Source organism: Pseudomonas sp. Kh14, from assembly GCF_900291005.1.
In the GTDB taxonomy this organism is placed as follows: Bacteria; Pseudomonadota; Gammaproteobacteria; order Pseudomonadales; family Pseudomonadaceae; genus Aquipseudomonas; species Aquipseudomonas alloputida.
In genome coordinates this window covers 117,440-139,832 of record NZ_OLKJ01000012.1, presented here as the reverse complement: position 1 = coordinate 139,832, position 22,393 = coordinate 117,440, and the positions used below count along the sequence as shown (strand labels likewise).

The 22,393-nt window shown below is 61.4% G+C and carries 22 protein-coding genes; 7 read left to right on the top strand and 15 right to left on the bottom strand.

The genetic code is table 11. The features are described from left to right. Positions 1-9: 9 nt before the first annotated feature. Positions 10-438, bottom strand: coding sequence for a 50S ribosomal protein L13 (rplM, locus tag FQ668_RS06005; protein WP_003251819.1), 429 nt, complete (start codon positions 436-438; stop codon positions 10-12). A gap of 258 nt (positions 439-696) precedes the next feature. Between rplM and FQ668_RS06000 the strand changes: the two genes are divergently transcribed. Together FQ668_RS06000 and FQ668_RS05995 are read left to right on the top strand one after the other, a co-directional pair. Continuing rightward, complete coding sequence (locus FQ668_RS06000; RefSeq protein WP_019439048.1) at positions 697-1,737, top strand: NADP(H)-dependent aldo-keto reductase; 1,041 nt, start codon at positions 697-699, stop codon at positions 1,735-1,737. Positions 1,738-1,927: 190 nt separating this feature from the next. Then, entirely contained in the window at positions 1,928-2,848 is a 921-nt protein-coding gene (locus FQ668_RS05995; protein ID WP_178095664.1) for a GlxA family transcriptional regulator, read from the top strand. Positions 2,849-2,953: 105 nt separating this feature from the next. On the opposite strand, the gene zapE is transcribed toward FQ668_RS05995, so the two are convergent. The 3 genes from zapE to FQ668_RS05975 form a co-directional block, all read right to left on the bottom strand. Continuing rightward, complete coding sequence (zapE, locus tag FQ668_RS05990) at positions 2,954-4,048, bottom strand: cell division protein ZapE (RefSeq protein ID WP_014592295.1); 1,095 nt, start codon at positions 4,046-4,048, stop codon at positions 2,954-2,956. 212 nt (positions 4,049-4,260) lie between these two features. Continuing rightward, positions 4,261-5,610, bottom strand: a complete 1,350-nt coding sequence (locus FQ668_RS05980) for a tryptophan--tRNA ligase (RefSeq protein ID WP_014592296.1) — start codon at positions 5,608-5,610, stop codon at positions 4,261-4,263. 25 nt (positions 5,611-5,635) lie between these two features. Beyond that, on the bottom strand, positions 5,636-6,271 hold the full coding sequence (locus tag FQ668_RS05975) for an alpha/beta hydrolase (RefSeq protein WP_014592297.1): 636 nt from the start codon (positions 6,269-6,271) through the stop codon (positions 5,636-5,638). Between the two features lie 135 nt (positions 6,272-6,406). Between FQ668_RS05975 and FQ668_RS05970 the strand changes: the two genes are divergently transcribed. After that, positions 6,407-6,844 (top strand): YhcB family protein, encoded by a 438-nt coding sequence (locus tag FQ668_RS05970; protein WP_010952432.1) that lies wholly within the window; start codon positions 6,407-6,409, stop codon positions 6,842-6,844. Between the two features lie 155 nt (positions 6,845-6,999). On the opposite strand, the gene FQ668_RS05965 is transcribed toward FQ668_RS05970, so the two are convergent. After that, on the bottom strand, positions 7,000-8,196 hold the full coding sequence (locus tag FQ668_RS05965; RefSeq protein ID WP_019439050.1) for a methionine gamma-lyase: 1,197 nt from the start codon (positions 8,194-8,196) through the stop codon (positions 7,000-7,002). A gap of 127 nt (positions 8,197-8,323) precedes the next feature. On the opposite strand from FQ668_RS05965, the gene FQ668_RS05960 reads away from it, so the two are divergent. Further along, entirely contained in the window at positions 8,324-8,803 is a 480-nt protein-coding gene (locus FQ668_RS05960) for an Lrp/AsnC family transcriptional regulator (RefSeq protein WP_003251803.1), read from the top strand. A gap of 84 nt (positions 8,804-8,887) precedes the next feature. On the opposite strand, the gene cysN is transcribed toward FQ668_RS05960, so the two are convergent. The 3 genes from cysN to FQ668_RS05940 all read right to left on the bottom strand — a co-directional run bounded on the left by cysN (position 8,888) and on the right by FQ668_RS05940 (position 12,746). Further along, positions 8,888-10,789 carry a sulfate adenylyltransferase subunit CysN gene (gene cysN, locus FQ668_RS05955; protein WP_003251801.1) on the bottom strand — a complete coding sequence of 634 codons (1,902 nt, stop codon included), beginning with the start codon at positions 10,787-10,789 and terminating at the stop codon, positions 8,888-8,890. Between the two features lie 16 nt (positions 10,790-10,805). Further along, a complete protein-coding gene (gene cysD / locus FQ668_RS05950; protein WP_003251799.1) occupies positions 10,806-11,723 on the bottom strand; it encodes a sulfate adenylyltransferase subunit CysD in 918 nt (305 codons plus the stop codon). Between the two features lie 264 nt (positions 11,724-11,987). Next, positions 11,988-12,746 (bottom strand): Nif3-like dinuclear metal center hexameric protein, encoded by a 759-nt coding sequence (locus tag FQ668_RS05940; protein ID WP_014592299.1) that lies wholly within the window; start codon positions 12,744-12,746, stop codon positions 11,988-11,990. A 168-nt stretch (positions 12,747-12,914) separates the two neighbouring features. On the opposite strand from FQ668_RS05940, the gene algW reads away from it, so the two are divergent. Further along, on the top strand, positions 12,915-14,075 hold the full coding sequence (gene algW / locus FQ668_RS05935; protein WP_014592300.1) for a Do family serine endopeptidase AlgW: 1,161 nt from the start codon (positions 12,915-12,917) through the stop codon (positions 14,073-14,075). Between the two features lie 129 nt (positions 14,076-14,204). Here algW and FQ668_RS05930 read toward each other — a convergent pair whose 3' ends face one another. From FQ668_RS05930 to FQ668_RS05915, 4 genes are all read right to left on the bottom strand, one after another. Continuing rightward, positions 14,205-14,969, bottom strand: a complete 765-nt coding sequence (locus FQ668_RS05930) for an amino acid ABC transporter ATP-binding protein (RefSeq protein WP_003251792.1) — start codon at positions 14,967-14,969, stop codon at positions 14,205-14,207. A 10-nt stretch (positions 14,970-14,979) separates the two neighbouring features. Beyond that, positions 14,980-16,077, bottom strand: coding sequence for an amino acid ABC transporter permease (locus FQ668_RS05925; RefSeq protein WP_010952426.1), 1,098 nt, complete (start codon positions 16,075-16,077; stop codon positions 14,980-14,982). A gap of 10 nt (positions 16,078-16,087) precedes the next feature. After that, on the bottom strand, positions 16,088-17,266 hold the full coding sequence (locus tag FQ668_RS05920; RefSeq protein WP_019439216.1) for an amino acid ABC transporter permease: 1,179 nt from the start codon (positions 17,264-17,266) through the stop codon (positions 16,088-16,090). A gap of 67 nt (positions 17,267-17,333) precedes the next feature. Next, on the bottom strand, positions 17,334-18,362 hold the full coding sequence (locus FQ668_RS05915; RefSeq protein WP_014859324.1) for an amino acid ABC transporter substrate-binding protein: 1,029 nt from the start codon (positions 18,360-18,362) through the stop codon (positions 17,334-17,336). Between the two features lie 332 nt (positions 18,363-18,694). On the opposite strand from FQ668_RS05915, the gene FQ668_RS05910 reads away from it, so the two are divergent. Further along, positions 18,695-19,351, top strand: coding sequence for an alpha/beta hydrolase (locus FQ668_RS05910; protein WP_019439215.1), 657 nt, complete (start codon positions 18,695-18,697; stop codon positions 19,349-19,351). A 100-nt stretch (positions 19,352-19,451) separates the two neighbouring features. Beyond that, positions 19,452-20,894: an ATP-dependent RNA helicase RhlB gene (gene rhlB / locus FQ668_RS05905; RefSeq protein ID WP_019439214.1), complete on the top strand. Its 1,443-nt coding sequence runs from the start codon at positions 19,452-19,454 to the stop codon at positions 20,892-20,894. A gap of 309 nt (positions 20,895-21,203) precedes the next feature. Here the strand turns inward: rhlB and moaE are convergent, their stop codons facing one another. Genes moaE through moaC form a run of 3 tightly spaced genes read right to left on the bottom strand, consistent with a single transcriptional unit; the run spans position 21,204 to position 22,368 of the window. Further along, on the bottom strand, positions 21,204-21,650 hold the full coding sequence (gene moaE, locus FQ668_RS05895) for a molybdopterin synthase catalytic subunit MoaE (RefSeq protein ID WP_019439213.1): 447 nt from the start codon (positions 21,648-21,650) through the stop codon (positions 21,204-21,206). Positions 21,651-21,652: 2 nt separating this feature from the next. After that, the gene (gene moaD / locus FQ668_RS05890) at positions 21,653-21,898 is read right to left on the bottom strand and encodes a molybdopterin converting factor subunit 1 (protein WP_003251777.1); all 246 of its coding nucleotides are present in this window, start codon (positions 21,896-21,898) and stop codon (positions 21,653-21,655) included. Next, positions 21,898-22,368: a cyclic pyranopterin monophosphate synthase MoaC gene (gene moaC / locus FQ668_RS05885; RefSeq protein WP_003251775.1), complete on the bottom strand. Its 471-nt coding sequence runs from the start codon at positions 22,366-22,368 to the stop codon at positions 21,898-21,900. The genes moaD and moaC overlap by 1 nt, the downstream gene beginning before the upstream one ends. Between the last annotated feature and the right edge of the window lie 25 nt (positions 22,369-22,393).

Here is a 22,393-nt window from a genome sequence, read left to right as displayed (position 1 = left end):
ACTATCCCGTTAGATCTTCAGTTCTTGAGGCTGCTGAGCAGTGTGAGGGTGAGCAGCACCCGCGTACACTTTCAGCTTGCGGTACATGTCGCGACCCAGCGGGTTCTTAGGCAGCATGCCTTTGACCGCAGTTTCGATAACACGCTCAGGGGCCTTGGCGATCAACTTCTCGAAGTTGATTTCCTTGATACCGCCTGGGAAACCGGAGTGGGAGTAGTACATTTTGTCGGAAGACTTGGCACCAGTCACACGAACCTGCTCGGCGTTAATAACGACGATGTAGTCGCCGGTGTCAACGTGAGGGGTGTATTCTGGTTTGTGTTTGCCACGCAGACGGGTAGCGATTTCGGTAGCCAGACGACCCAGGGTCTGGCCAGCGGCGTCGACTACGAACCACTCGCGCTTTACTGTTTCCGGTTTAGCAGTAAAAGTTTTCATTCTCTAAAGCCTCAGAGGCCGCCCAGCGAAAAATAGACGGCGAATCTTACTGGATAGTGCACAGCTTGCCAAGGGCAAGCGCGCAGCCGAACACAGACGCTTTTGGGGGCTCGGGTCGGGCACGCCAATGTTCGACGGGGTTCTTCCTGCGTGATGGTGCATCACTTCCGCCACGCGGAGAGGGGCTGAATTATCCAGATTGCGCGAAAAATTTCAACCTGCTTTGATTGGCTTCTATCGCCAAGGAGTGAATAACCGATGGAATACCGCAAGCTCGGCCGTACCGACCTCAACGTCAGCGCCCTGTGCCTGGGCACCATGACCTGGGGCGAGCAGAACATCCAGGCCGAGGCCTACGAACAGATTGCCCGGGCCAAGGCTGCCGGGGTCAACTTCATCGACACCGCCGAGATGTACCCGGTCCCTCCCCGCCCGGAGACCTACGCGGCCACCGAGCGCATCATCGGCAACTGGTTCCGTGACCATGGCGACCGCGACGCGTGGATCCTGGCCAGCAAGGTTGCAGGCCCGGGCAACGGCATCAGCCATATCCGTGACGGGCAGCTCAAGCACAACCGTCAGCACATCGTCGCGGCGCTGGACGAAAGCCTCAAGCGCCTGCAGACCGATCGCATTGACCTGTACCAGCTGCACTGGCCAGAGCGCAGCACCAACTTCTTCGGCAAGCTGGGCTACCAGCACCTGCCCCAAGATCACTTCACCCCACTGGAAGAAACCCTTGAAGTGCTAGACGAGCAGGTGCGTGCGGGCAAGATCCGCCACATCGGCCTGTCCAACGAAACGCCGTGGGGCACCATGAAATTCCTGCAGCTGGCCGAGAGCCGCGGCTGGCCACGGGCGGTATCGATCCAGAACCCTTACAACCTGCTCAACCGCAGCTTCGAGGTGGGCCTGGCAGAAGTGGCCATACGCGAGCAGTGTGGCCTGCTGGCCTATTCGCCGCTGGCCTTCGGCATGCTCTCGGGCAAGTACGAGAACGGCGCACGGCCGAACAATGCACGCCTGACCCTGTTCAGCCGCTTTGCCCGTTACTCCAACCCACAGACCGTGGCGGCCTGTAGCCGCTACGTGCAGTTGGCCCGCGAGCACGGCCTGGACCCGGCGCAAATGGCCCTGGCGTTCGTCACCCGACAGCCGTTCGTGACCAGCAACATCATTGGCGCCACCAGCTTGCAGCAACTGGACAGCAACCTGGCCAGCCTTGAACTGAACCTGAGCGCCGATCTGCTGACAGCGATCGAAGCCATTCATCAGGAGCAGCCCAACCCGGCGCCTTGAGCCAAACACTGCGCCCCGCTTCGCGCCGCTGTTACATGGGGTAGACACAATCGCCAAAAAATAAGACGATCCAGCCGGTGATTGACCACTCTACCCTATAAGAACAATGACAATGATGTTTACCCAACCCTCAGCGTCGCTGCGGCGCGTCAGCATCCTGGCCATTGACAAGGTGTTCGCTTCGACCTTGATGCAGGCCAAGGACTTCTTCCACCTCGCCAGCCTGCGCTACAGCAAGCAGCTGGGCCTGGGCTTGCAGCCCATGTTCGAAATCCGCCTGGTGAGCCCCGACAGCCAGCCCGTGGACAGCTTCAGCAATGTGCAGTTACCGGTTGACGGCGGCCTGGACGACGCTGATGTGATCATCCTCCCTGCCTACTGGGATGATTTCGACAACCTGCTGCAACGTTATCCACAGGTGCTGCCGTGGCTGCGTGAACAGCACGCGCGTGGCGCGGTGCTGTGCGCCGAGGCCAGTGGTGTGTTCTGGCTGGCCGAATCCGGCTTGCTCGATGGCAAGGAGGCGACCACCTACTGGCGCTTCTTCTACAGCTTTGCCGAACGCTTCCCGCAGATCCGCCTGAACCAGGACAAGCACCTGACCGATGCCGACAATATCTATTGCGCCGGCGGTGCAACTTCAGCCTGCGACCTGTACATCTACCTGATCGAACGCTTCTGCGGTGCCAACGTGGCCCGTGCGGTGTCCCGCGATATCCTTTACGAAGTGCAACGCAACTACACCCCGGGGCGCATGGGCTTTGGCGGGCAGAAGCTGCACCAGGACCTGATCATCCTGCAGATCCAGCATTGGCTGGAGGAGCACTTCGCCGACAAGTTCCGCTTCGAGGATGTGGCCCGCAACCACGGCATGAGCATCCGCAACTTCATGCGCCGCTTCCAGGGCGCAACAGGTGACAAGCCGCTGCACTACCTGCAACGGCTACGCATCGAGACAGCCAAGGGGTTGTTGTCGAGTACGCGCAAGAGCATCAAGACCATCAGTTACGAGGTGGGCTATGACGATGCCAGTTTCTTTGCGCGACTGTTCCGCCAGCACACCGAGTTGTCGCCGAACCAGTATCGGCAGCAGTTCATGCAGGAAGCCTGAAAGGCTTCCAGAGCGGCAGGTTTCGAGCTTCAAGCGACAAGAAAAACCAGAGCGGATCGCGCATTGCCCTGAATTTTCCTTGCCGCCTGAAGCTTGCCGCTGGCGTCAGGGCTTGTGTGCGCGCGCCAGGAATTCGTGCGACTGCATCTCCAGCAACCGGCTCAGGGTACGCTGGAACTCGAAGCTCAGACGCCCACCGGTATACAGGTCCTTCAACTCCACCTCGGCCGAGATGATCAGCTTGACGTTGCGATCGTAAAACTCGTCCACCATGTTGATGAAGCGGCGGGCGATGTCGTCGGTGGTGACGCCCATCTGCTCCACGTTGCTCAGCAATACGGCGTGGAAGATCTTGCCCAACTCAATGTAGTCGTTCTGGCTGCGCGGCCCGTCGCACAGGGCGCGGAAGTCGAACCAGGCGACGTCGTCGCAAGTACGCAGGGCATTGATCGGGCGGTTCTCGATCATCAGCACGTCGTTCTCGATCGCCTGGGTGCACTCAGGGGTGAGCGCCTTGAAGCTGGCGCGCATGCTCTGGTGCGCCGCGTCATCGAGCGGGAAGTGGAACAGTTCGGCCTGCTCCAGGTGACGCAGGCGGTAGTCGACCCCGCTATCGACGTTCACCACGTCGGTGTACTGCTTGATCATGGCGATGGCCGGCAGGAAGCGCGCACGCTGCAGGCCGTCCTTGTACAGGCCGTCCGGCACGATGTTGGAGGTGGCCACCAGCGACACGCCATTCTTGAACAGCTCTTCCATCAAGGTGCCGAGGATCATGGCGTCGGTAATGTCCGACACGAAGAATTCGTCGAAGCAGATCACCTTGGCTTCTTCGCTGAAGCGCTTGGCAATGATGGTCAGCGGGTTCTTCTCGCCCTTGAGGGTTTTCATCTCCTCGTGCACACGCTTCATGAAGCGGTGGAAGTGCGTACGCATCTTCTGCTTGAACGGCAGCGCTTCGTAGAAGGTATCAACCAGGTAGGTCTTGCCTCGCCCCACCCCACCCCAGAAGTACAGGCCCTTGACCGGAGTCTGCTCCTTCTTGCCGAACAGCTTGCCGAACACGCCCGGCTTGTTGTTCTGCGCATGCACCAGGTCGTCGTACAGGCGCTGGAGGTGACGCACCGCAGTTTCCTGCGCCGCGTCATGGAAGAAGTCGGGACGTTTCAGATCTGCTTGATAGCGTTCTAAGGGAGTCATGATTCGTTAGCGAGGCAACAAAAAACGGGCCGTCACTGTAGCGACAGGCCCGCTTAATGGCAATCAGTCTGTGGGAGCGGGCGTGCCCGCGAACACCGGCAAAGCCGGTGCCATGCACCGCGGCGCCTGTTTCGCGGGCACGCCCGCTCCCACACGGATGGCGCCAGCTTTCAGAAATTGAGCAAGACAGTTGCTCCCACCGTTTGGCGGCCTCAGTCCTGCTGTGGTGCCAAGGCTTCGTTCAGGCTCTGAATGGCAGCATCACGGGCTTCGGCGCTGTCGAACTGCGGCCCGTCGGCAACCTGCTCGCCATTGAGCCACAGGCCGAAGCTCAGGCCTTCGACGCGCACATCAACCTCGCCACCTTGCTGCAGCTGCTTGCTCACGGCGCCGGCACTCTTGCCGTCGGCGAAGCTGCGCGACAGCAGCAGTTGCTCGCCGTCAGCGGCCAGCAGGCGGAAGCGGAAGCTGCCGTCTTCATCACGGAAGCTGACAAAACGCGCGCTCTTGGTGGCTTTTTTCTTCACTTCGGCGTTGGCCTGCACACTGCTGCGGAATGAACGCAGGCCAACGGCCTCGCGCAGCTGCTCGAGGAACGGCGTGGCGATCTTGCGGGCCTTGGCGGCGCCGGCCAGCAGGATGTCTTCCAGGTCCGCCGGCCGGGCGATCAACTGGTGATAGTACTCGCGCTTCTCGGCCAACTGGCCGTCCAGCAGCTGGAACAGGCGCTGCTTGGCATCGCCCCAGCCCAGGCCCTGCAGCAGCTCTTCGCGGAAACCGGCGCATTGTTCAGGCGTGGAGAAGGCCTGGTACAGGGTGAACAGGTGCGCGTTGTCCGGGTCTTTCGCCTCACCTGGCGCGCGCGAATCGGTGACGATGCGCGAGATGGCGTCTTTCATGTCCTTGGCGCTGGTGAACAACGGGATGGTGTTGTCATAGCTCTTGGACATCTTGCGCCCGTCCAGGCCCGGCAGGGTCGCCACGCTTTCCTCGATCACTGCCTCCGGCAAGGCGAAGAAGTCCTTGCCCTGACCGAACAGGTGGTTGAAGCGCTGGCCGATATCGCGGGCCATTTCCACGTGCTGGATCTGATCACGGCCAACCGGCACCTTGTTGGCATTGAACATCAGGATATCGGCGGCCATCAGCACCGGGTAGCTGAACAGGCCCATGGTCACGCCGGCGTCCGGGTCTTCACCGTTCTCGACGTTCTTGTCCACCGAGGCTTTGTAGGCATGCGCGCGGTTAAGCAGGCCTTTGGCAGCAACGCAGGTCAGCAGCCAGGTCAGCTCGGGGATTTCCGGGATGTCGGACTGGCGATAGAAGGTCACCTTGTCCGGGTCCAGGCCACCGGCCAGCCAGGTGGCGGCGATCTCCAGGCGCGAGCGCTGGATGCGCATCGGGTCGTCGCACTTGATCAGGGCGTGGTAGTCGGCCAGGAAGTAGAACGAATCGACACCGGGCTGCTGGCTGGCACGGATGGCCGGGCGGATGGCGCCGGCGTAGTTGCCCAGGTGCGGAGTGCCGGTGGTGGTGATACCGGTAAGAATGCGCGTGGTCATGGGTGTTCGCTTATTCAGGCTTGGCTCAGTTCGAAAGGCGCGGCAGCAGCAGATCCTTCAGATCGGTCAGCTTGCCATGGAAGAAGTGTCCGCATTCTGCCACTTTCAGCAGCTCATGGGGACGCGACAGGCTGTCGGACCATTCGTAAACCAGCTGCGGCGCGACGACTTCGTCGGCGTCCGGCTGCACCACGGTGAGCGGGCAGCGCTGCGGCAGCGGGAATTCGGCGGTCAGGCGCATGACTGCCGGGGCGATCATGAACAGGTGCTGCAACCCGACGCCTGCACTTTCAAGGCGCCCGGCCAGGCTGGTGGCAACGAAACCACCGAACGAAAAGCCCATCAGCACCAGCGGTAGCCCGGGGTGCCTGGCACGCAGCCATGCTGCAGCGGCCTCGGCATCGGCCACTTCGCCAGCGCCCATGTCGTGGCTGCCGGCGCTCTGGCCGACGCCACGGTAGTTGAAACGCAGGGTCACATAGCCGGCATCACGTGCGGTGCGCTGCAGGGTCGAGACCACCTTGTTGAGCATGGTGCCGCCCTGGACCGGGTTAGGGTGGCAGATCAGCACCGCGCCACGGGCTTGCGCCACGTCCAGGTACAAGGCTTCCAGCTGGCCGCTGGGGCCATCGATGAACAAGGGGGTTTCGCGGACAAGCAAGGCACTACTCCGTGACCTCGGGGAGGGTCGATTCGTCTAGGTGTGAAATTCTGTTCTGATTTGCGATCGCTCGCGGTATACAGCGCAGGTCTGAGCCGTTAACGTAAAGCAAAGCCGTTTATAGAGGAAGGACTCGTGGAACTCTCGCTCCTTGTTTGGTTGTTGCCAACCCTGGCCCTGGTCATCGGTGTGGCAGTCGGTTTCATTGTTGCCCGCCTGCTGCCCAATGCGGCACCGAGCAACACCCAGCGTCAACTGGACGACATCCAGAAGCGCTTCGACAGCTACCAGAACGAAGTGGTCACCCACTTCAACAGCACCGCCATGCTGGTCAAGAAACTGACCCAGAGCTATCAGGACGTACAGGATCACCTGGCTGAAGGCGCCAACAGCCTGGCCCTCGATGATGTCACCCGCCAACGCCTGCTGGCTGCGCTGCACTCCGATGCACCGCAAGGCCCGCGTGACCGCCTGACCCCACCTAAAGACACCGCCGAAGTGCCGCGCGACTATGCACCGAAAGCGCCTAACTCGCCGGGCATGCTCGACGAAAGCTACGGGCTCAAGCGTTGATCTGCTGAAGATGCAAAAGGCCTCGCAAGAGGCCTTTTTTGTGGATGCAACCCGGCCTCTTCGCGGGTGAACCCGCTCCTACAAGGGCCGCGCAGGTTTCAAATATTGCGCGGGACCTGTGCGGGCGTGCCCGCGAAGGGGCCAGTGCAGGCAACCTAACGGCAGGCCTGCAATGCCTGTTCGACATCTGCCAGCAGGTCCTCCACATCCTCCAGCCCCACCGACAGACGTACCAACCCCTCCGATATCCCGTGATGCGCCCGCTCCTGCGGGGTATAGCTGGAATGGGTCATGCTCGCCGGGTGCTGCGCCAGCGACTCGGCATCCCCCAGGCTCACCGCCCGGGCAAAGAGCTGCAGCGCATTCATGAAGCGCCGCCCCGCCTCAATGCCACCCTTGAGCTCAAACGCAATCATCCCGCCAGGCAAACGCATCTGTCGCTTGGCCAACGCGTACTGGGCAAAAGACGGTAGCCCGGGGTAATGAATCAATTCCACCTGCGGCTGGCGAGCGAGAAACTCGGCCACCTGCTGGGCATTGGCGCAATGCCGATCCATGCGCAGGGCCAGGGTCTTGATACCGCGCATCAGCAACGCCGCGTCATGCGGTGACAGCACCGCCCCGGTCATATCCTTCAGCCCTTCCAGGCGGATACGGTCTACCAACGCCTTGCACCCCACCACCAACCCGGCAGTGATATCGCCATGCCCACTGAGGTACTTGGTTGCCGAGTGCACCACCAGGTCCGCTCCCAGTTCCAGTGGTCGCTGCAGGTACGGCGTACAGTAGGTGTTATCGACCACCACATGCACATCATGCCCCCGCACCGCCTCCACAACCGCCGCAATATCCACAAGTTGCATGTTGGGGTTGGCCGGTGTTTCGAAGTAGATCATCCGTGTTTTGCTGCTGATCGCCGCTTTCAGGGCCTTGGCATCGTTGAGATCGACATGGCGAACTTTCACCCCGAACTCACCAATACCGTGGTGCAGAAAAGCGAAGGTACAGCCATACAAGGTGCGCCCGACAATCAGCTCATCGCCAGGCCTTAGCAGGGTCCAGATGGTTGAGGTAATCGCGCCCATCCCCGAGGCCAACGCCAACCCCGCTTCACCGCCCTCCAGCGAAGCCATGCGCTGCTCCAGCAATGCCAGCGTGGGGTTGGAAATGCGGCTGTAGAAATGCCCAGGCTCCTCCCCGGCGAAGCAGGCAGCACCGTATTCGACAGTGGGGAAGGCATAAGTAGCCGTCTGGTACACCGGTGGCACCAGGGCGCCACCATGGGAAAGCGGGTCATAGCCATGATGAATGGCCCGCGTGGAAAAACCGTTGTTGTGGTGGGAGTCGCGCATGGCAACAGCCTCTTGTGGTTTGCTATAAGCTTATGCCACCGAGCTGCCCGATTTTTTCCAAAATAGCCTACGTATACACGTGCTTGTTGGAACAAAAACAATAATCAACGGACAAGGAGGGCAAAAAATGCCTTCAAGCCTCGACCGCACCGACCGCGCCCTGCTCGCCGCCTTACAGGACAATGCCCGTCTCACCGTTGCCGAACTCGCCGACCAGGTGGCACTGACCACCTCGCCCTGCTGGCGACGGGTCAAGTTACTGGAGGAAAACGGCTACATCACCGGCTACCAGGCCATCCTCTCGCCCAAGTCGCTGGGGTTTGGCGTGACCGCGTTCGTCAGCATCATGATGGACTCGCACACCAAGGACATGGCGCTGGCGTTCGAACAGCGCCTGATGGAAATCCCCGAGATCGTCGCCTGCCACAACATCTCCGGCCGCTATGACTTTCTGCTGGAGATCCTGGCACGGGACCTGGAGTCGTTTGGGGAATTTACCCGGGAGGTGCTGCAGCGGTTGCCGGGGGTGAAGGAGATCTATTCGAGTTTTTCGTACAAAGCGGTGAAGGAAAGACGGGTGATACCGGTGTCGGAGAAACATATCTGAGACGGTCTTTCCGAGCATTGAGAAGGATCCTGAACGCGAGACAAAAAACCCCGCCGAAGCGGGGTTTTCCTTGCAGGCTAGCGCTTAAATCGCGCCACGCTGACGCAGCACGTCCAGCACCTGTTTCACGCCCTCGTCCACGCTGGTGGCCTGGGTGTCGATCACAAGATCAGCATCCAGCGGCACATCGAACGGGAAGCTTTCACCCGGGATGTTGTCGCCACCGGCAGCGTACAGGCCTTGCGGGTCACGCTCGCGGCAAACCAGCGGCGAGGCCTGGACGTAAACGGTCACCAGGCGTTCCTTGCCGATCAGCGCCTTGGCCTGTTCGCGGCCTTCGGCATCCGGGGCCACGAACGCAGCCAGGGTCAGCATGCCGGCTTCGTTGAACTGGCGCGCCACATGGGCGGCGCGGCGCCAGTTCTCGGTACGGCCAGCGCGGTCCTGTGGCAGGCCCTTGTTCAGGTCGTGACGCAGGTTCTGGCCATCGAGCACGTACACCGCACGGCCCATGTCGAACAGCTTGCGCTCAACGGCATAGGCCAAGGTGCTCTTGCCAGCACCCGACAGGCCGCTGAACAGCACGGTGGCTGGCTGCTGGCCGAAGCGCAGGGCGCGCTCTTCGGTGGACACGTGGGCCTGCTTGCCATGATGGCCGGTGCTGCCGTGTGGCAACACGGGCGGGGCGATGATCATGCCGGCGCCAACGGTGCCGTTGGTCAGGCGGTCGATGACGATGAACGCACCGGTGGTGCGGTTGCTGTCGTAACCGTCGAGGGCGATCGAGGTGTCCAGGGCTACCTTGACGCGACCGATCTCGTTCAGCTGCAGCGCGCTGGCAGCGCCCTGCTCCAGGGTGTTCACATCGACCTTGTGGGTGATGCTGGCAATCGAACCTGGCACGTAGCTGGTGGCACGCTTGATGTCGTATTTCTTGCCCGGGAGCATCGGCTCCTCGGCCATCCACACCAGCATGGCGTCGAACTGGTCGGTGACCGGCGGGACGTTGTCGGCATGTACCAGCAGGTCGCCACGGGAGATGTCGATCTCGTCTTCCATGGTCAGGGTCACGGCCTGGCCTGGGCCGGCGTTTTCCAGTTCACCTTCGTAGGTGACGATGGACTTGACCCGGCTGCTCTTGCCCGACGGCAGCACGACAATCTCGTCACCTTTGTGCACCACGCCGCTGGCGATGGTACCCGCGAAGCCGCGGAAGTTCAGGTTGGGACGGTTGACGTACTGCACCGGGAAACGCAGGTCGGTGAAGTTGCGGTCGGCCGAAACCTCGACGGTTTCGAGGATTTCCATCAGCGTCGGGCCGGCGTACCACGGCGATTGCTCGCTGTGGTTGACCACGTTGTCACCCTTGAGCGCCGACATCGGCACGAAGTGCAGGCTGCTCGGAGTCAGATTGATGGCTTCGGCAAACTTCAGGTAGTCGGCCTTGATCGACTCAAAGACGCCTTCATCGAAGCCCTTCAGGTCCATCTTGTTGACCGCGACCACGATGTGCTTGATGCCCAGCAACGACGCAATGTAGCTGTGGCGGCGGGTCTGGGTCTGCACGCCGTAACGGGCATCGACCAGGATGATCGCCAGGTCGCAGGTGGACGCACCGGTGGCCATGTTGCGGGTGTACTGCTCGTGGCCCGGGGTGTCGGCGATGATGAACTTGCGCTTGGCGGTGGAGAAGTAGCGGTAGGCGACATCGATGGTGATGCCCTGCTCGCGCTCGGCCTGCAGGCCATCTACCAGCAGTGCCAAGTCGACTTCTTCGCCGGTGGTGCCGACTTTCTTCGAATCGCGGGTGATGGCTTCGAGGTGGTCCTCGTAGATCATCTTGGAGTCGTGCAGCAGGCGCCCGATCAGGGTGCTCTTGCCGTCATCCACGTTGCCGCAGGTGAGGAAACGCAGCAGTTCTTTACGCTCGTGCTGAGCCAGATAAGCGAGGATATCTTCGCTGATCAAATCGGATTGGTGCGACATGGAGTAACCCTGAAAATTAGAAGTAGCCCTGACGTTTTTTGTCTTCCATGGAACCGGCGCCATCGTGGTCGATGACCCGGCCCTGGCGCTCGGAAGTGCGCGTCAGGAGCATTTCCTGAATGATGTCGGTGAGCGTCTCGGCTTCCGACTCGACAGCGCCCGTCAGCGGGTAGCAGCCGAGGGTACGAAAACGCACCTTCTTCTTGACGATGCGGGCTTTTTCTTCCTCGGAGAGGTGCTCGAGGATGCGCTCGTCGTCGATCATGATCAGGGTGCCGTTCTTCTCGATGACTTCACGCTCGGCGGCGAAGTACAGCGGCACGATCGGGATGCCTTCAAGGTAGATGTACTGCCAGATGTCCAGTTCGGTCCAGTTCGACAGCGGGAAGACGCGGATCGACTCGCCCTTGTTGACCTTGCCGTTGTACACGTTCCACAGCTCGGGGCGCTGGTTCTTCGGGTCCCAGCGGTGCTTGCTGTCACGGAACGAATACACACGTTCCTTGGCCCGCGACTTCTCTTCGTCACGGCGTGCACCACCGAAGGCAGCGTCGAAACCATGCTTGTCCAGCGCCTGCTTCAGGCCTTGGGTCTTCATGATGTCGGTGTGCTTGGAACTGCCATGGGTGAACGGGTTGATACCTTGCGCCACACCCTCGGGGTTGACGTGGGTGATCAGCTCCAGGCCCATTTCCTCGACCATCTTGTCGCGGAAGCTGTACATCTCCTGGAATTTCCACTGGGTGTCGACGTGCATCACCGGGAACGGCAGCTTGCCCGGGAAGAAGGCCTTGCGCGCCAGGTGCAGCATCACGGCGGAGTCCTTGCCGATCGAGTACAGCATCACCGGGTTGTCGAACTCGGCGGCCACCTCGCGGATGATGTGGATGCTCTCCGCCTCCAGCTGTTTCAAGTGCGTCAGTTTGTCGACCATGGCTACTCACGAAAAACGATCTTATGGACGGCCTGCGGGCCGTGTTCGAGCGAGCCACTTTATCACAGCGGCTGCTTCTATTTAGGAGGCTGGCTAGATCGAAAAAGTCTAACGATATGACTGGGGGTTTGGGCNCTTTATCACAGCGGCTGCTTCTATTTAGGAGGCTGGCTAGATCGAAAAAGTCTAACGATATGACTGGGGGTTTGGGCTGGCAGGGCCGGCCTCTTCGCGGGTTCACCCGCGAAGAGGCCGGCCCTGCCATCAGATGGGATTCGGGCAATCGATGAACAGGTGCTCCACGGCAAACCGTCGTGCCAGGTAATCGCCCAGCGCCTGCACCCCGTAGCGCTCAGTGGCATGGTGCCCGGCAGCAATGAAGCTGACGCCATTCTCGCGCGCACTGTGGTAGGTCTGCTCGGACGCCTCGCCGGTCAGGTACAGGTCGACCCCGGCGGCAATCGCCGTGTCGATATAGCCCTGCCCGCCGCCGGTGCACCAGCCCACCCGGCGGATCATTTGATCGCCTTCGACCAGCAACGGCTCACGCCCCAGCACCTCTTGCACCCGCCGGGCAAAATCGCGCGCGGTCATGGATTCGGCGAGCGAACCGATCAGCCCGACCACCTTGGGGTTTTCCGGGTCAAGTGGCCCTTCGACAGTGATCTCCAGTTGCCGCGCCAGCTGCACGTTATTGCCCACTTCCGGGTGCACGTCCAAGGGCAGGTGGAACGCCAACAGGCTGATATCGTTATTCAGCAGGGTCTTCAGGCGACGCTGGCGAATGCCGGTGATGCACGGGTTCTCGCCCTTCCAGAAATAACCATGATGCACCAGCACCAGATCGGCCTCGGCCTCGACTGCGGCATCCAGCAATGCCTGGCTGGCGGTAACACCACTGACAATGCGGCTGACCTGCGGCCGGCCTTCGACCTGCAGGCCATTTGGGCAATAATCCTGGATCTTCGCGCTGCCCAGGTAACGCTCGGCTTCCTCGACCAGGGTGTTTAGAGCGACGGCCATGAAAATCTCCTCGAAAACTGCGCTTTTCTCGGGCGCAACGCCTGACGAACGCCCGTATAATGCCGGCCATTATGGGCCGTCGCTGTCACTGGGGGAACCGGTGTATGATCGCGCGCGCTCATGCCCCACTGCCAGGCCGCTGGCCCCTGCTCTTTCCAGGATTCGTTCATGTTCAAGGCTTTGCGTTACTTCGGCTGGCCCCTGCTTACCGGCATACTGATCGCCATGCTGATCATCCAGCGTTTTCCGCAATGGGTCGGGCTGCCCAGCCAGGACGTCAACCTGCAACAAGCGCCACAGACCACGCGGATCATGCAAGGCCCGGTGTCGTACGCCGACGCCGTGACCCTGGCCGCCCCGGCGGTGGCCAACCTGTACACCACCAAGGTGGTGAACAAAAGCGCCCACCCGCTGTTCGAAGACCCGCAGTTCCGCCGCTTCTTCGGCGATAACCTGCCCAAACAGCGCCGCTGGGAATCAAGCCTGGGTTCGGCGGTAATCATGAGCCCAGAGGGCTACCTGCTGACCAACAACCATGTTACCAGCGGCGCCGACCAGATCGTCGTAGCCCTGAAGGATGGCCGCGAAACCCTGGCCCGCGTGATCGGCAGCGACCCGGAAACCGACCTGGCGGTGCTGAAGATCGACTTGAAGAACCTGCCGGCGATCACCATCGGCCGTTCCGACACCATTCACATCGGCGACGTGTCGCTGGCCATCGGTAACCCGTTCGGCGTCGGCCAGACTGTGACCATGGGCATCATCAGCGCCACTGGCCGCAACCAGCTGGGGCTGAACAACTACGAAGACTTCATCCAGACCGACGCGGCGATCAACCCGGGCAACTCCGGTGGTGCGCTGGTGGATGCCAATGGCAACCTGATCGGCATCAATACCGCGATCTTCTCCAAGTCCGGTGGCTCGCAGGGCATCGGCTTCGCCATCCCGGTAAAACTGGCACTGGAGGTGATGAAGTCGATCGTCGAACACGGCCAGGTGATCCGTGGCTGGCTGGGTATCGAAGTGCAGCCACTGAGCCAGGAGCTGGCAGAATCGTTCGGCATGAAGGACCGTCCAGGCATCGTGGTGGCGGGTATCTTCCGCGAAGGGCCAGCGGCCAAGGCCGGGTTGCACCTGGGTGACGTGATCCTGAGCATCAATGGCGAGCCGGCCGGCGACGGGCGCAAGTCGATGAACCAGGTAGCGCGGATCAAACCCAACGAGAAGATCACCATCGAGGTGATGCGCAACGGGCAACAGTTGAAGCTGATCGCCGAGGTGGGGCTGCGGCCGCCACCGGCGCCGGCTGCCAGCCAGGAAGAGAAATAAACCCAGGGCCGCGTTGCGGCCCTTCGCGGGCACGCCCGCTCCCACAGGAATTACGCAGGCTCCAAAGCAAGCGCTAAACCTGTGGGAGCGGGCGTGCCCGCGAAGGGCTGCCGCGCAGCCCAAACAGCATCAATGCAGGATCTGGCTGAGGAACAACTTGGTCCGGTCACTGCGCGGCCGGTCGAAGAAGTCATCCGGCGCGGCCTGCTCCACAATCTCGCCCTTGTCCATGAAGATAACCCGGTTCGCCACGGTACGGGCAAAGCCCATTTCGTGGGTCACGCAGAGCATGGTCATGCCATCCTCGGCCAGGCCCACCATGGTATCGAGCACTTCCTTGACCATTTCCGGGTCCAGTGCCGAGGTCGGTTCGTCGAACAGCATGATCTTGGGCTTCATGCACAACGCGCGGGCAATGGCCACACGCTGCTGCTGGCCGCCAGACAACTGGCCAGGGTACTTGTGTGCCTGCTCCGGAATCCGCACACGCTCCAGGTAGTGCATGGCAATTTCCTCGGCCTTGCGCCGTGGCATCTTGCGCACCCACATCGGCGCCAGGGTGCAGTTCTCCAGAATGCTCAGGTGCGGGAACAGGTTGAAGTGCTGGAACACCATGCCCACCTCGCGGCGGATGGCCTCGATCTGCTTGAGGTCGTTGGTCAGCTCCACGCCATCGACCACGATGCGCCCTTGCTGGTGCTCTTCCAGGCGGTTAAGGCAGCGGATGGTGGTGGACTTGCCCGAGCCGGACGGGCCGCACAGCACGATGCGTTCGCCCTGGCGCACGTTCAGGTTGATGTCCTTGAGCACATGGAACTGCCCGTACCACTTGTTCACACCCTGCATCTGGATGATGCCTTCGGGGCCAGCAGGCTGCTTGATCGCTTCACTCATTTCGAAACTCCTAACGCTTGTGGCCAGTGTCCAGCTTGCGCTCCAGATGCATGGAGTAGCGGGACATACCGAAACAGAAAATCCAGAACACCAGGGCGGCGAACACGTAGCCCTCGGTGGCCATGCCCAACCAGGCCGGGTCTGCGGCTGCTTGCTTGACGCTGTTGAGCAGGTCGAACAGGCCGATGATGATCACCAGGCTGGTGTCCTTGAACAGGGCAATGAAGGTGTTGACGATGCCGGGGATCACAAGCTTCAGCGCCTGCGGCAAGATCACCAGCCCCATCGAGCGCCAGTAGCCAAGGCCCATGGCCGCGGCGGCTTCGTACTGGCCCTTGGGGATGGCCTGCAGGCCGCCGCGCACCACCTCGGCGATGTACGCCGACTGGAACAGGATCACACCGATCATCGCCCGCAGCAGCTTGTCGAAGCTCATGCCTTCCGGCAGGAACAACGGCAGCATCACCGACGACATGAACAACACGGTGATCAGCGGTACGCCCCGCCAGAACTCGATGAAGGTCACGCACACCACTTTCACGGCCGGCATCCTCGAACGCCGGCCCAGTGCCAGCAGGATGCCCAGCGGCAAGGCGCCGACGATGCCCACGGTGGCGATCACCAGGGTCAGCATCAGCCCGCCCCACTGGCTGGTCGGTACGCTTTCCAGGCCCAGATACCCCCCGTGCAGCAGGGTGTAGGCCAGCACCGGGTACAGCACCAGGAAGCCCAGGCCGTAGAAGGCCTTACGTGGGAAACGCTTGATGAACAGCGGCGCGGCGCCGAGCACGGCAAGCCACACGGTCAGGTCCACACGCCAGCGCAGTTCAGTCGGGTAATAACCGTACATGAACTGGCCAAAGCGCTGCTGCACGAACACCCAGCAGGCGCCTTCCTTGGTGCAATCGGCACGCGTGGTGCCAACCCAGTTGGCATCGATCAACGCCCACTGCAGTAACGGCGGCACGATCAGCCACACCAGGTAGATGGCGAACAGGGTCAACAGCGTGTTGAGCCAGCTGGAGAACAGATTGGCACGCATCCATGCGAGCACGCCGACGGTTTTCACCGGTGGCGGCATATCGGGTTTGAAAACATGGGCATTCACGGGCGTATCCTCACCGCTCGATCAGCGCAATGCGCTTGTTGTACCAGTTCATCAGCAGCGAAATGCTGATGCTGATGGCGAGATAGACACTCATGGTGATGGCGATCACCTCGATGGCCTGGCCGGTCTGGTTGAGCACGGTACCGGCGAACAGCGAGACCATCTCCGGGTAGCCGATACCGGCCGCCAGCGAAGAGTTCTTCGCCAGGTTCAGGTACTGGCTGGTCAGCGGCGGAATGATCACCCGCAGTGCCTGGGGGATGATCACCTTGCGCAGGGTCGGGCCCTCGCGCAGGCCCAACGAGCGAGCCGCTTCGGTCTGGCCATGACTGACCGAACGGATGCCGGAGCGCACGATTTCGGCGATGAAGGCTGCCGTATAGATAGTCAGCGCCAGGGTCAGCGCCAGCAGCTCGGGGATCAGCACCCAGCCCCCGACGAAGTTGAAGCCCTTGAGCTGCGGCATGTCCCAAGTTACCGGGCTGCCGAACAACAGCACGCTCAGGCTCGGAATGGCGATGAACAGCAACAGCCCCGCCCAGAACTTGTGGAACGGCTCGCCCGTCTCGTTGAAACGCTTGTTGGCGTAGCGCACCATCAGGGCAATAGCGGCAATGGCCAGCGCCAATGCCACCACAAATGGCCAGAAGCCATCGGCCATGGACGCGCCAGGCATGTTCAAGCCACGGTTGCTGATGAAGAACATGTCATCGATATTGATGCTGCCCCGCGGTCCCGGCAGGGTCAGGAACACGGCGAAGTACCAGAACAGGATCTGCAACAACGGCGGAATGTTACGGAAGGTTTCCACATACACGGTTGCCAGTTTGCTGATCATCCAGTTCGGTGACAGGCGCGCTATACCAATGATGAAGCCCAGAATCGTCGCCAGGATGACGCCGATGAACGTGACCAGCAGGGTATTGAGCAGGCCGATGACGAACACCCGCGCATAACTGTCGGACTCCACATAGGGGATCAGATGCTGGGCGATGCCGAAGCCGGCACTGCGATCGAGGAAGTCGAAGCCCGAGGTGATGCCCCGGTGTTGCAGGTTGGTTTGCGTGTTGTGGAACAGGTACCAGCCCAGGCCGATCACGAAGACGATCGTGAGGATCTGGAACAACCACGCGCGCACACGCGGATCGTTAAGGGACAAGCCCTTGGGTGCGCCGATTTGATTTTGCATGAAGTGCCCCGGACAGTAGGGATTCGAACAGCCTGCGGCGGCGGAATGCCGCCGCAGGGTGCAGCCATCAGCGCACTGGAGGCGCGTACTGGATGCCGCCGTTGTTCCACAGGGCGTTCATGCCACGGTCGATCTTCAAGTCAGTGCTCTGGCCCAGGTTCTTCTCGAACACTTCGCCATAGTTACCCACTTGCTTGACGATCTGCACTACCCAGTCTTTGGGCAGTTTGAGGTCCTTGCCATACTCGCCATCCGCGCCCAGCAGTCGGGCGACATCCGGGTTCTTGGTGGCCTTGGCCTCGGCCTCGACGTTCTTGGAAGTGATGCCCGCTTCTTCGGCATTGAGCATGGCGAACAGGGTCCACTTGACGATGCTGAACCACTCCTCGTCGCCTTTACGCACTACCGGGCCCAGCGGCTCCTTGGAGATGGTTTCCGGCAACACCACGTAGTCGGTCGGCGCGGCCAGTTTGGAGCGCTGGGCGAACAGCTGCGATTTGTCCGAAGTCAGCACGTCGCAACGGCCCGACTCCAGCGATTTGGCGCTCTCGTCAGAGGTGTCGAAGGTGATCGGGGTGTACTTCAGGCCATTGGCACGGAAGAAGTCCGACACGTTCAGCTCGGTGGTGGTACCGGCCTGGATGCAGATGGTCGCGCCATCGAGCTCTTTGGCGCTGGAAACGCCAAGCTTCTTGTTGACCAGGAAGCCAACGCCGTCATAGTAGGTGACACCCGCGAACACCAGGCCCATGCCGGCATCGCGCGAGCTGGTCCAGGTGGTGTTACGCGACAGCACGTCGACCTCGCCCGACTGCAGGGCAGTGAAGCGTTCCTTGGCGTTGAGCTGGCTGAACTTGACCTTGGTGGCATCACCGAACACGGCGGCGGCCACGGCGCGGCAGACATCGGCATCGATGCCGACGATCTTGCCCTGCGCATCAGGTACCGAGAAGCCTGGAAGACCGTCGCTCACGCCACACTGGACGAAGCCCTTCTTCTTGACCGCATCATAGGTGGCGCCGGCCTGGGCAGTGCTCACGGCGCCCAGCGCGGCGGCAGCGGTCAGGACTGCCAGGGTGGTTTTCAACATCTTCATTCACAACCTCCAAATCGCTCTTGTTGTATCGAGCCGGAATTGCACCGCACCCTTTTGAGGCGTATCCGACCCGTATTGGCTTGTTATTGGGTCAATTGGCGCAATGGACTGTTCTGTGACAGCCTTCGCGTGCAGAGGGTGTTACCGTCACGGCCTGCCCTTTGCATCACAGATTGATTTGCAAACCGCGTACCAAATTTTCTGGCTGTAGCGTTTAAGCGCTCGTCAAGTAGGAAAAGTTGTATCGTTGCGACATTCTTTTTCCGACAATCATTTCCGGTGCTTTCTTTTCACGCACGCCATAACAAGACCCGCACACTTTCGGAGCAGTCATGACCAACCCGCTGATTCTCGAACCACAGAAAACCGCTGACGCCTGTGTGATCTGGTTGCACGGTCTGGGGGCCGACCGTTACGACTTCCTACCTGTGGCCGAATTCATGCAGGAGCGCTTGCTCAGCACTCGCTTCATCATGCCCCAGGCACCGACTCGCCCCGTGACCATCAACGGCGGCTATGCCATGCCCAGCTGGTATGACATCAAGGCCATGACCCCGGCCCGTGCCATCGACGAAGCGCAGCTGGAAGCGTCTGCCGAGCAAGTGGTTGCCCTGATCAAGACCGAGCAGGCTAAAGGCATCAATCTGTCGCGGATCTTCCTGGCCGGCTTCTCCCAGGGCGGCGCGGTGGTGCTGCACACTGCCTATATAAAGTGGCAGGAAGCGCTGGGAGGGGTGATCGCGCTGTCCACCTATGCCCCCACCTTCAATGACCAGCACCAGTTGAGTGCCTGCCAGCAGCGCACACCGGCCCTGTGCCTGCATGGTGTGCATGACCCGGTGGTAATACCGTCCATGGGCCGTACCGCCTTCGAGTACCTGAACACCTGGGGCGTCGCTGCCCGCTGGTACGAATACCCGATGGAACACGAAGTGGTGGTCGAAGAACTGAACGATATCCACGACTGGCTGAGCAAGCAGCTGCAATAGGCAGCCTCGCTTGTAGTTGTGGGCGTATTCCGCTACGCCGCGCCCGGATCTTGCATTACACTGCCCGGCGTACATTCCTTAATCAGTTGATGAGACGACCGTGCTCAAAGCACTCAGAAAAATATTCGGCAAGGGAGAGGCCACACCACAAGCCGCCGCTCCTGCTGCCAGCGTGACGCCGGAAGCCCAGCCCGCGACCAAACCGGCTGCACCACAGGCCAACCCCGCCCCCAAGGCTGAGCAACCTGCCGCCGCTACGCCACCTGCCGAACAACCGGCCAAGGACAAACCGCGCCGCGAACGCAAGCCCAAGCCGCAGGCCAGCCTGTGGAAGCCCGAAGACTTCGTGGTCGAGCCACAGGAAGGCAAAACCCGCTTCCACGACTTCAAGCTGTCCAACGAGCTGATGCACGCCATCCACGACCTGGGCTTCCCGTACTGCACGCCGATCCAGGCGCAGGTCCTGGGTTACACCCTGCGTGGCCAGGACGCCATCGGCCGGGCCCAGACGGGCACCGGCAAGACGGCCGCCTTCCTGATCTCGATCATTTCCCAGTTACAGCAGACGCCACCGCCTAAAGAGCGCTACATGGGCGAGCCGCGCGCGCTGATCATCGCCCCCACCCGCGAGCTGGTGGTGCAGATCGCCAAGGACGCCGCTGCCCTGACCAAGTACACCGGCCTGAACGTGATGAGCTTCGTCGGTGGCATGGACTTCGACAAGCAGCTCAAAGCCCTGGAAGCGCGCCACTGCGATATTCTGGTGGCCACCCCGGGCCGCCTGCTGGACTTCAACCAGCGTGGCGAAGTGCACCTGGACATGGTCGAGGTGATGGTGCTTGACGAAGCCGACCGCATGCTCGACATGGGCTTCATCCCCCAGGTCCGCCAAATCATTCGTCAGACACCGCCGAAAAGCGAGCGCCAGACCCTGCTGTTCTCCGCCACCTTCACCGACGATGTGATGAACCTGGCCAAGCAGTGGACCACCAACCCGGCCATCGTCGAGATCGAGCCGGAGAACGTGGCCAGCGAAACGGTGGAGCAGCATGTGTATGCGGTGGCCGGCAGCGACAAGTACAAACTGCTGTATAACCTGGTGACCCAAAACAAGTGGGAACGGGTGATGGTGTTCGCCAACCGCAAGGACGAAGTGCGGCGCATCGAGGAAAAGCTGGTGCGCGACGGTATCAATGCGGCCCAGCTGTCGGGCGACGTGCCGCAGCACAAGCGCATCCGAACCCTGGAGAGCTTCCGCGAAGGGCGCATCACCGTGCTGGTGGCCACCGACGTGGCCGGGCGCGGGATCCATATCGATGGCATCAGCCACGTGATCAACTTCACCCTGCCGGAAGACCCTGACGACTACGTGCACCGCATTGGCCGTACCGGCCGTGCCGGCACCAGTGGTGTGTCGATCAGCTTTGCCGGTGAAGATGACTCGTATCAGTTGCCGGCGATCGAAGCGCTGCTGGGGCGCAAGATCAAGTGCGAGATGCCGCCGGATGAACTGCTCAAGCCGGTGCCGCGCAAGCACCACTGACCTTCAGCGGGCTCCCTGCGCGCTGGGAGCAACTGTCTTGCTCAATTTCTAAAAGCTGGCGCGGTCCACCCTGTGGGAGCGGCCTTGTGTCGCGATTGGGCCGCGCAGCGGCCCCGGGATTTCGGCTTTGATGCGGAGTTGTCGGGGGCCGCTACGCGGCCCTTTCGCGACACAAGGTCCCCCTGTAGGAGCGGGTTTACCCGCGAATACGGTAGTGGCGGCAACGGTGAACGGCGGGTGGAGATTGGCCAGCAGGGCCGGCCCTTTCGCGGGTAAACCCGCTCCTACAGGCGACCGCTGGCGCCTTGATTACCAGCGCCCCGCCGCATCCTGGTCACTCTGCTTCCCCTCCACCCACCTTGGCCCTTCCTGGGTATTCTCCTTTTTCCAGAACGGCGCCCGGGTCTTCAGGTAGTCCATGATGAAGTTGCAGGCATCGAACGCCGCCTGCCGATGGGCACTGGCCACCCCCACGAACACAATCGGTTCGCCCGGCTCCAGCGCACCGATGCGGTGCAGCACCTCCACCTTCAATAGCGGCCAACGCTGCTCGGCCTCGACCACGATCTTGGCCAGGGCCTTTTCGGTCATGCCCGAATAGTGTTCGAGGAACATCCCCGCCACTTCGCGGCCATCGTTGAAATCCCGCACATAGCCGACAAAACCGACCACCGCGCCCACGCCCACATTGGCTGCATGCATGGCATTGGTCTCAGCCCCCGGGTCGAACGCGCCTTCCTGCACTCGCACAGCCATGTTCAGCCTCCGGTCACCGGCGGGAAGAACGCCACTTCATCGCCCTCTTCCAGCGGTTCATCGAGCTTGCACAGCTCTTCGTTGCGCGCGCACATCAGGTTCTGCTCGGCCAGCACTTCATACTGCCCGCCCTTGGCAACCAAGGCCTGGCGCACATCATCGAGCACCTTGAACGCACCCTCCACCCGCTCGGCATCCACGCCCAACAGTTCGCGGTAACGGGCGAAATACATCACTTTGACCTTCATCACGCCTCCACCTTGTAGTGGCCACTCTTGCCACCGAGTTTTTCCAGCAGGCGCACCTGCTCGATGACCATACCTTTATCCACAGCCTTGCACATGTCATAGATCGTCAGCGCGGCCACGCTGGCGGCGGTCAGCGCCTCCATCTCCACACCGGTCTGCCCGGCCAGCTTGCAGCGGGCGACGATGCGCACGGCATCCTGCCCCTCGGCGCTGAGCTCGACCTTGACGCTGGTGAGCATCAGCGGGTGGCACAGCGGGATCAGGTCGCTGGTTTTTTTCGCCGCCTGTATCCCGGCAATGCGCGCCACGGCGAACACGTCACCCTTGGGGTGTTCACCGTCGACGATCATCTGCAAGGTCTGCGGCAGCATGCGCACCCGCGCCTCGGCGGTAGCCTCGCGCTCGGTCACGGCCTTTTCAGTGACGTCGACCATGTTGGCCCGCCCCTGGGAATCAAGATGTGTCAGCACTGCTCTGCTCCTGTGAAGGGAGTTC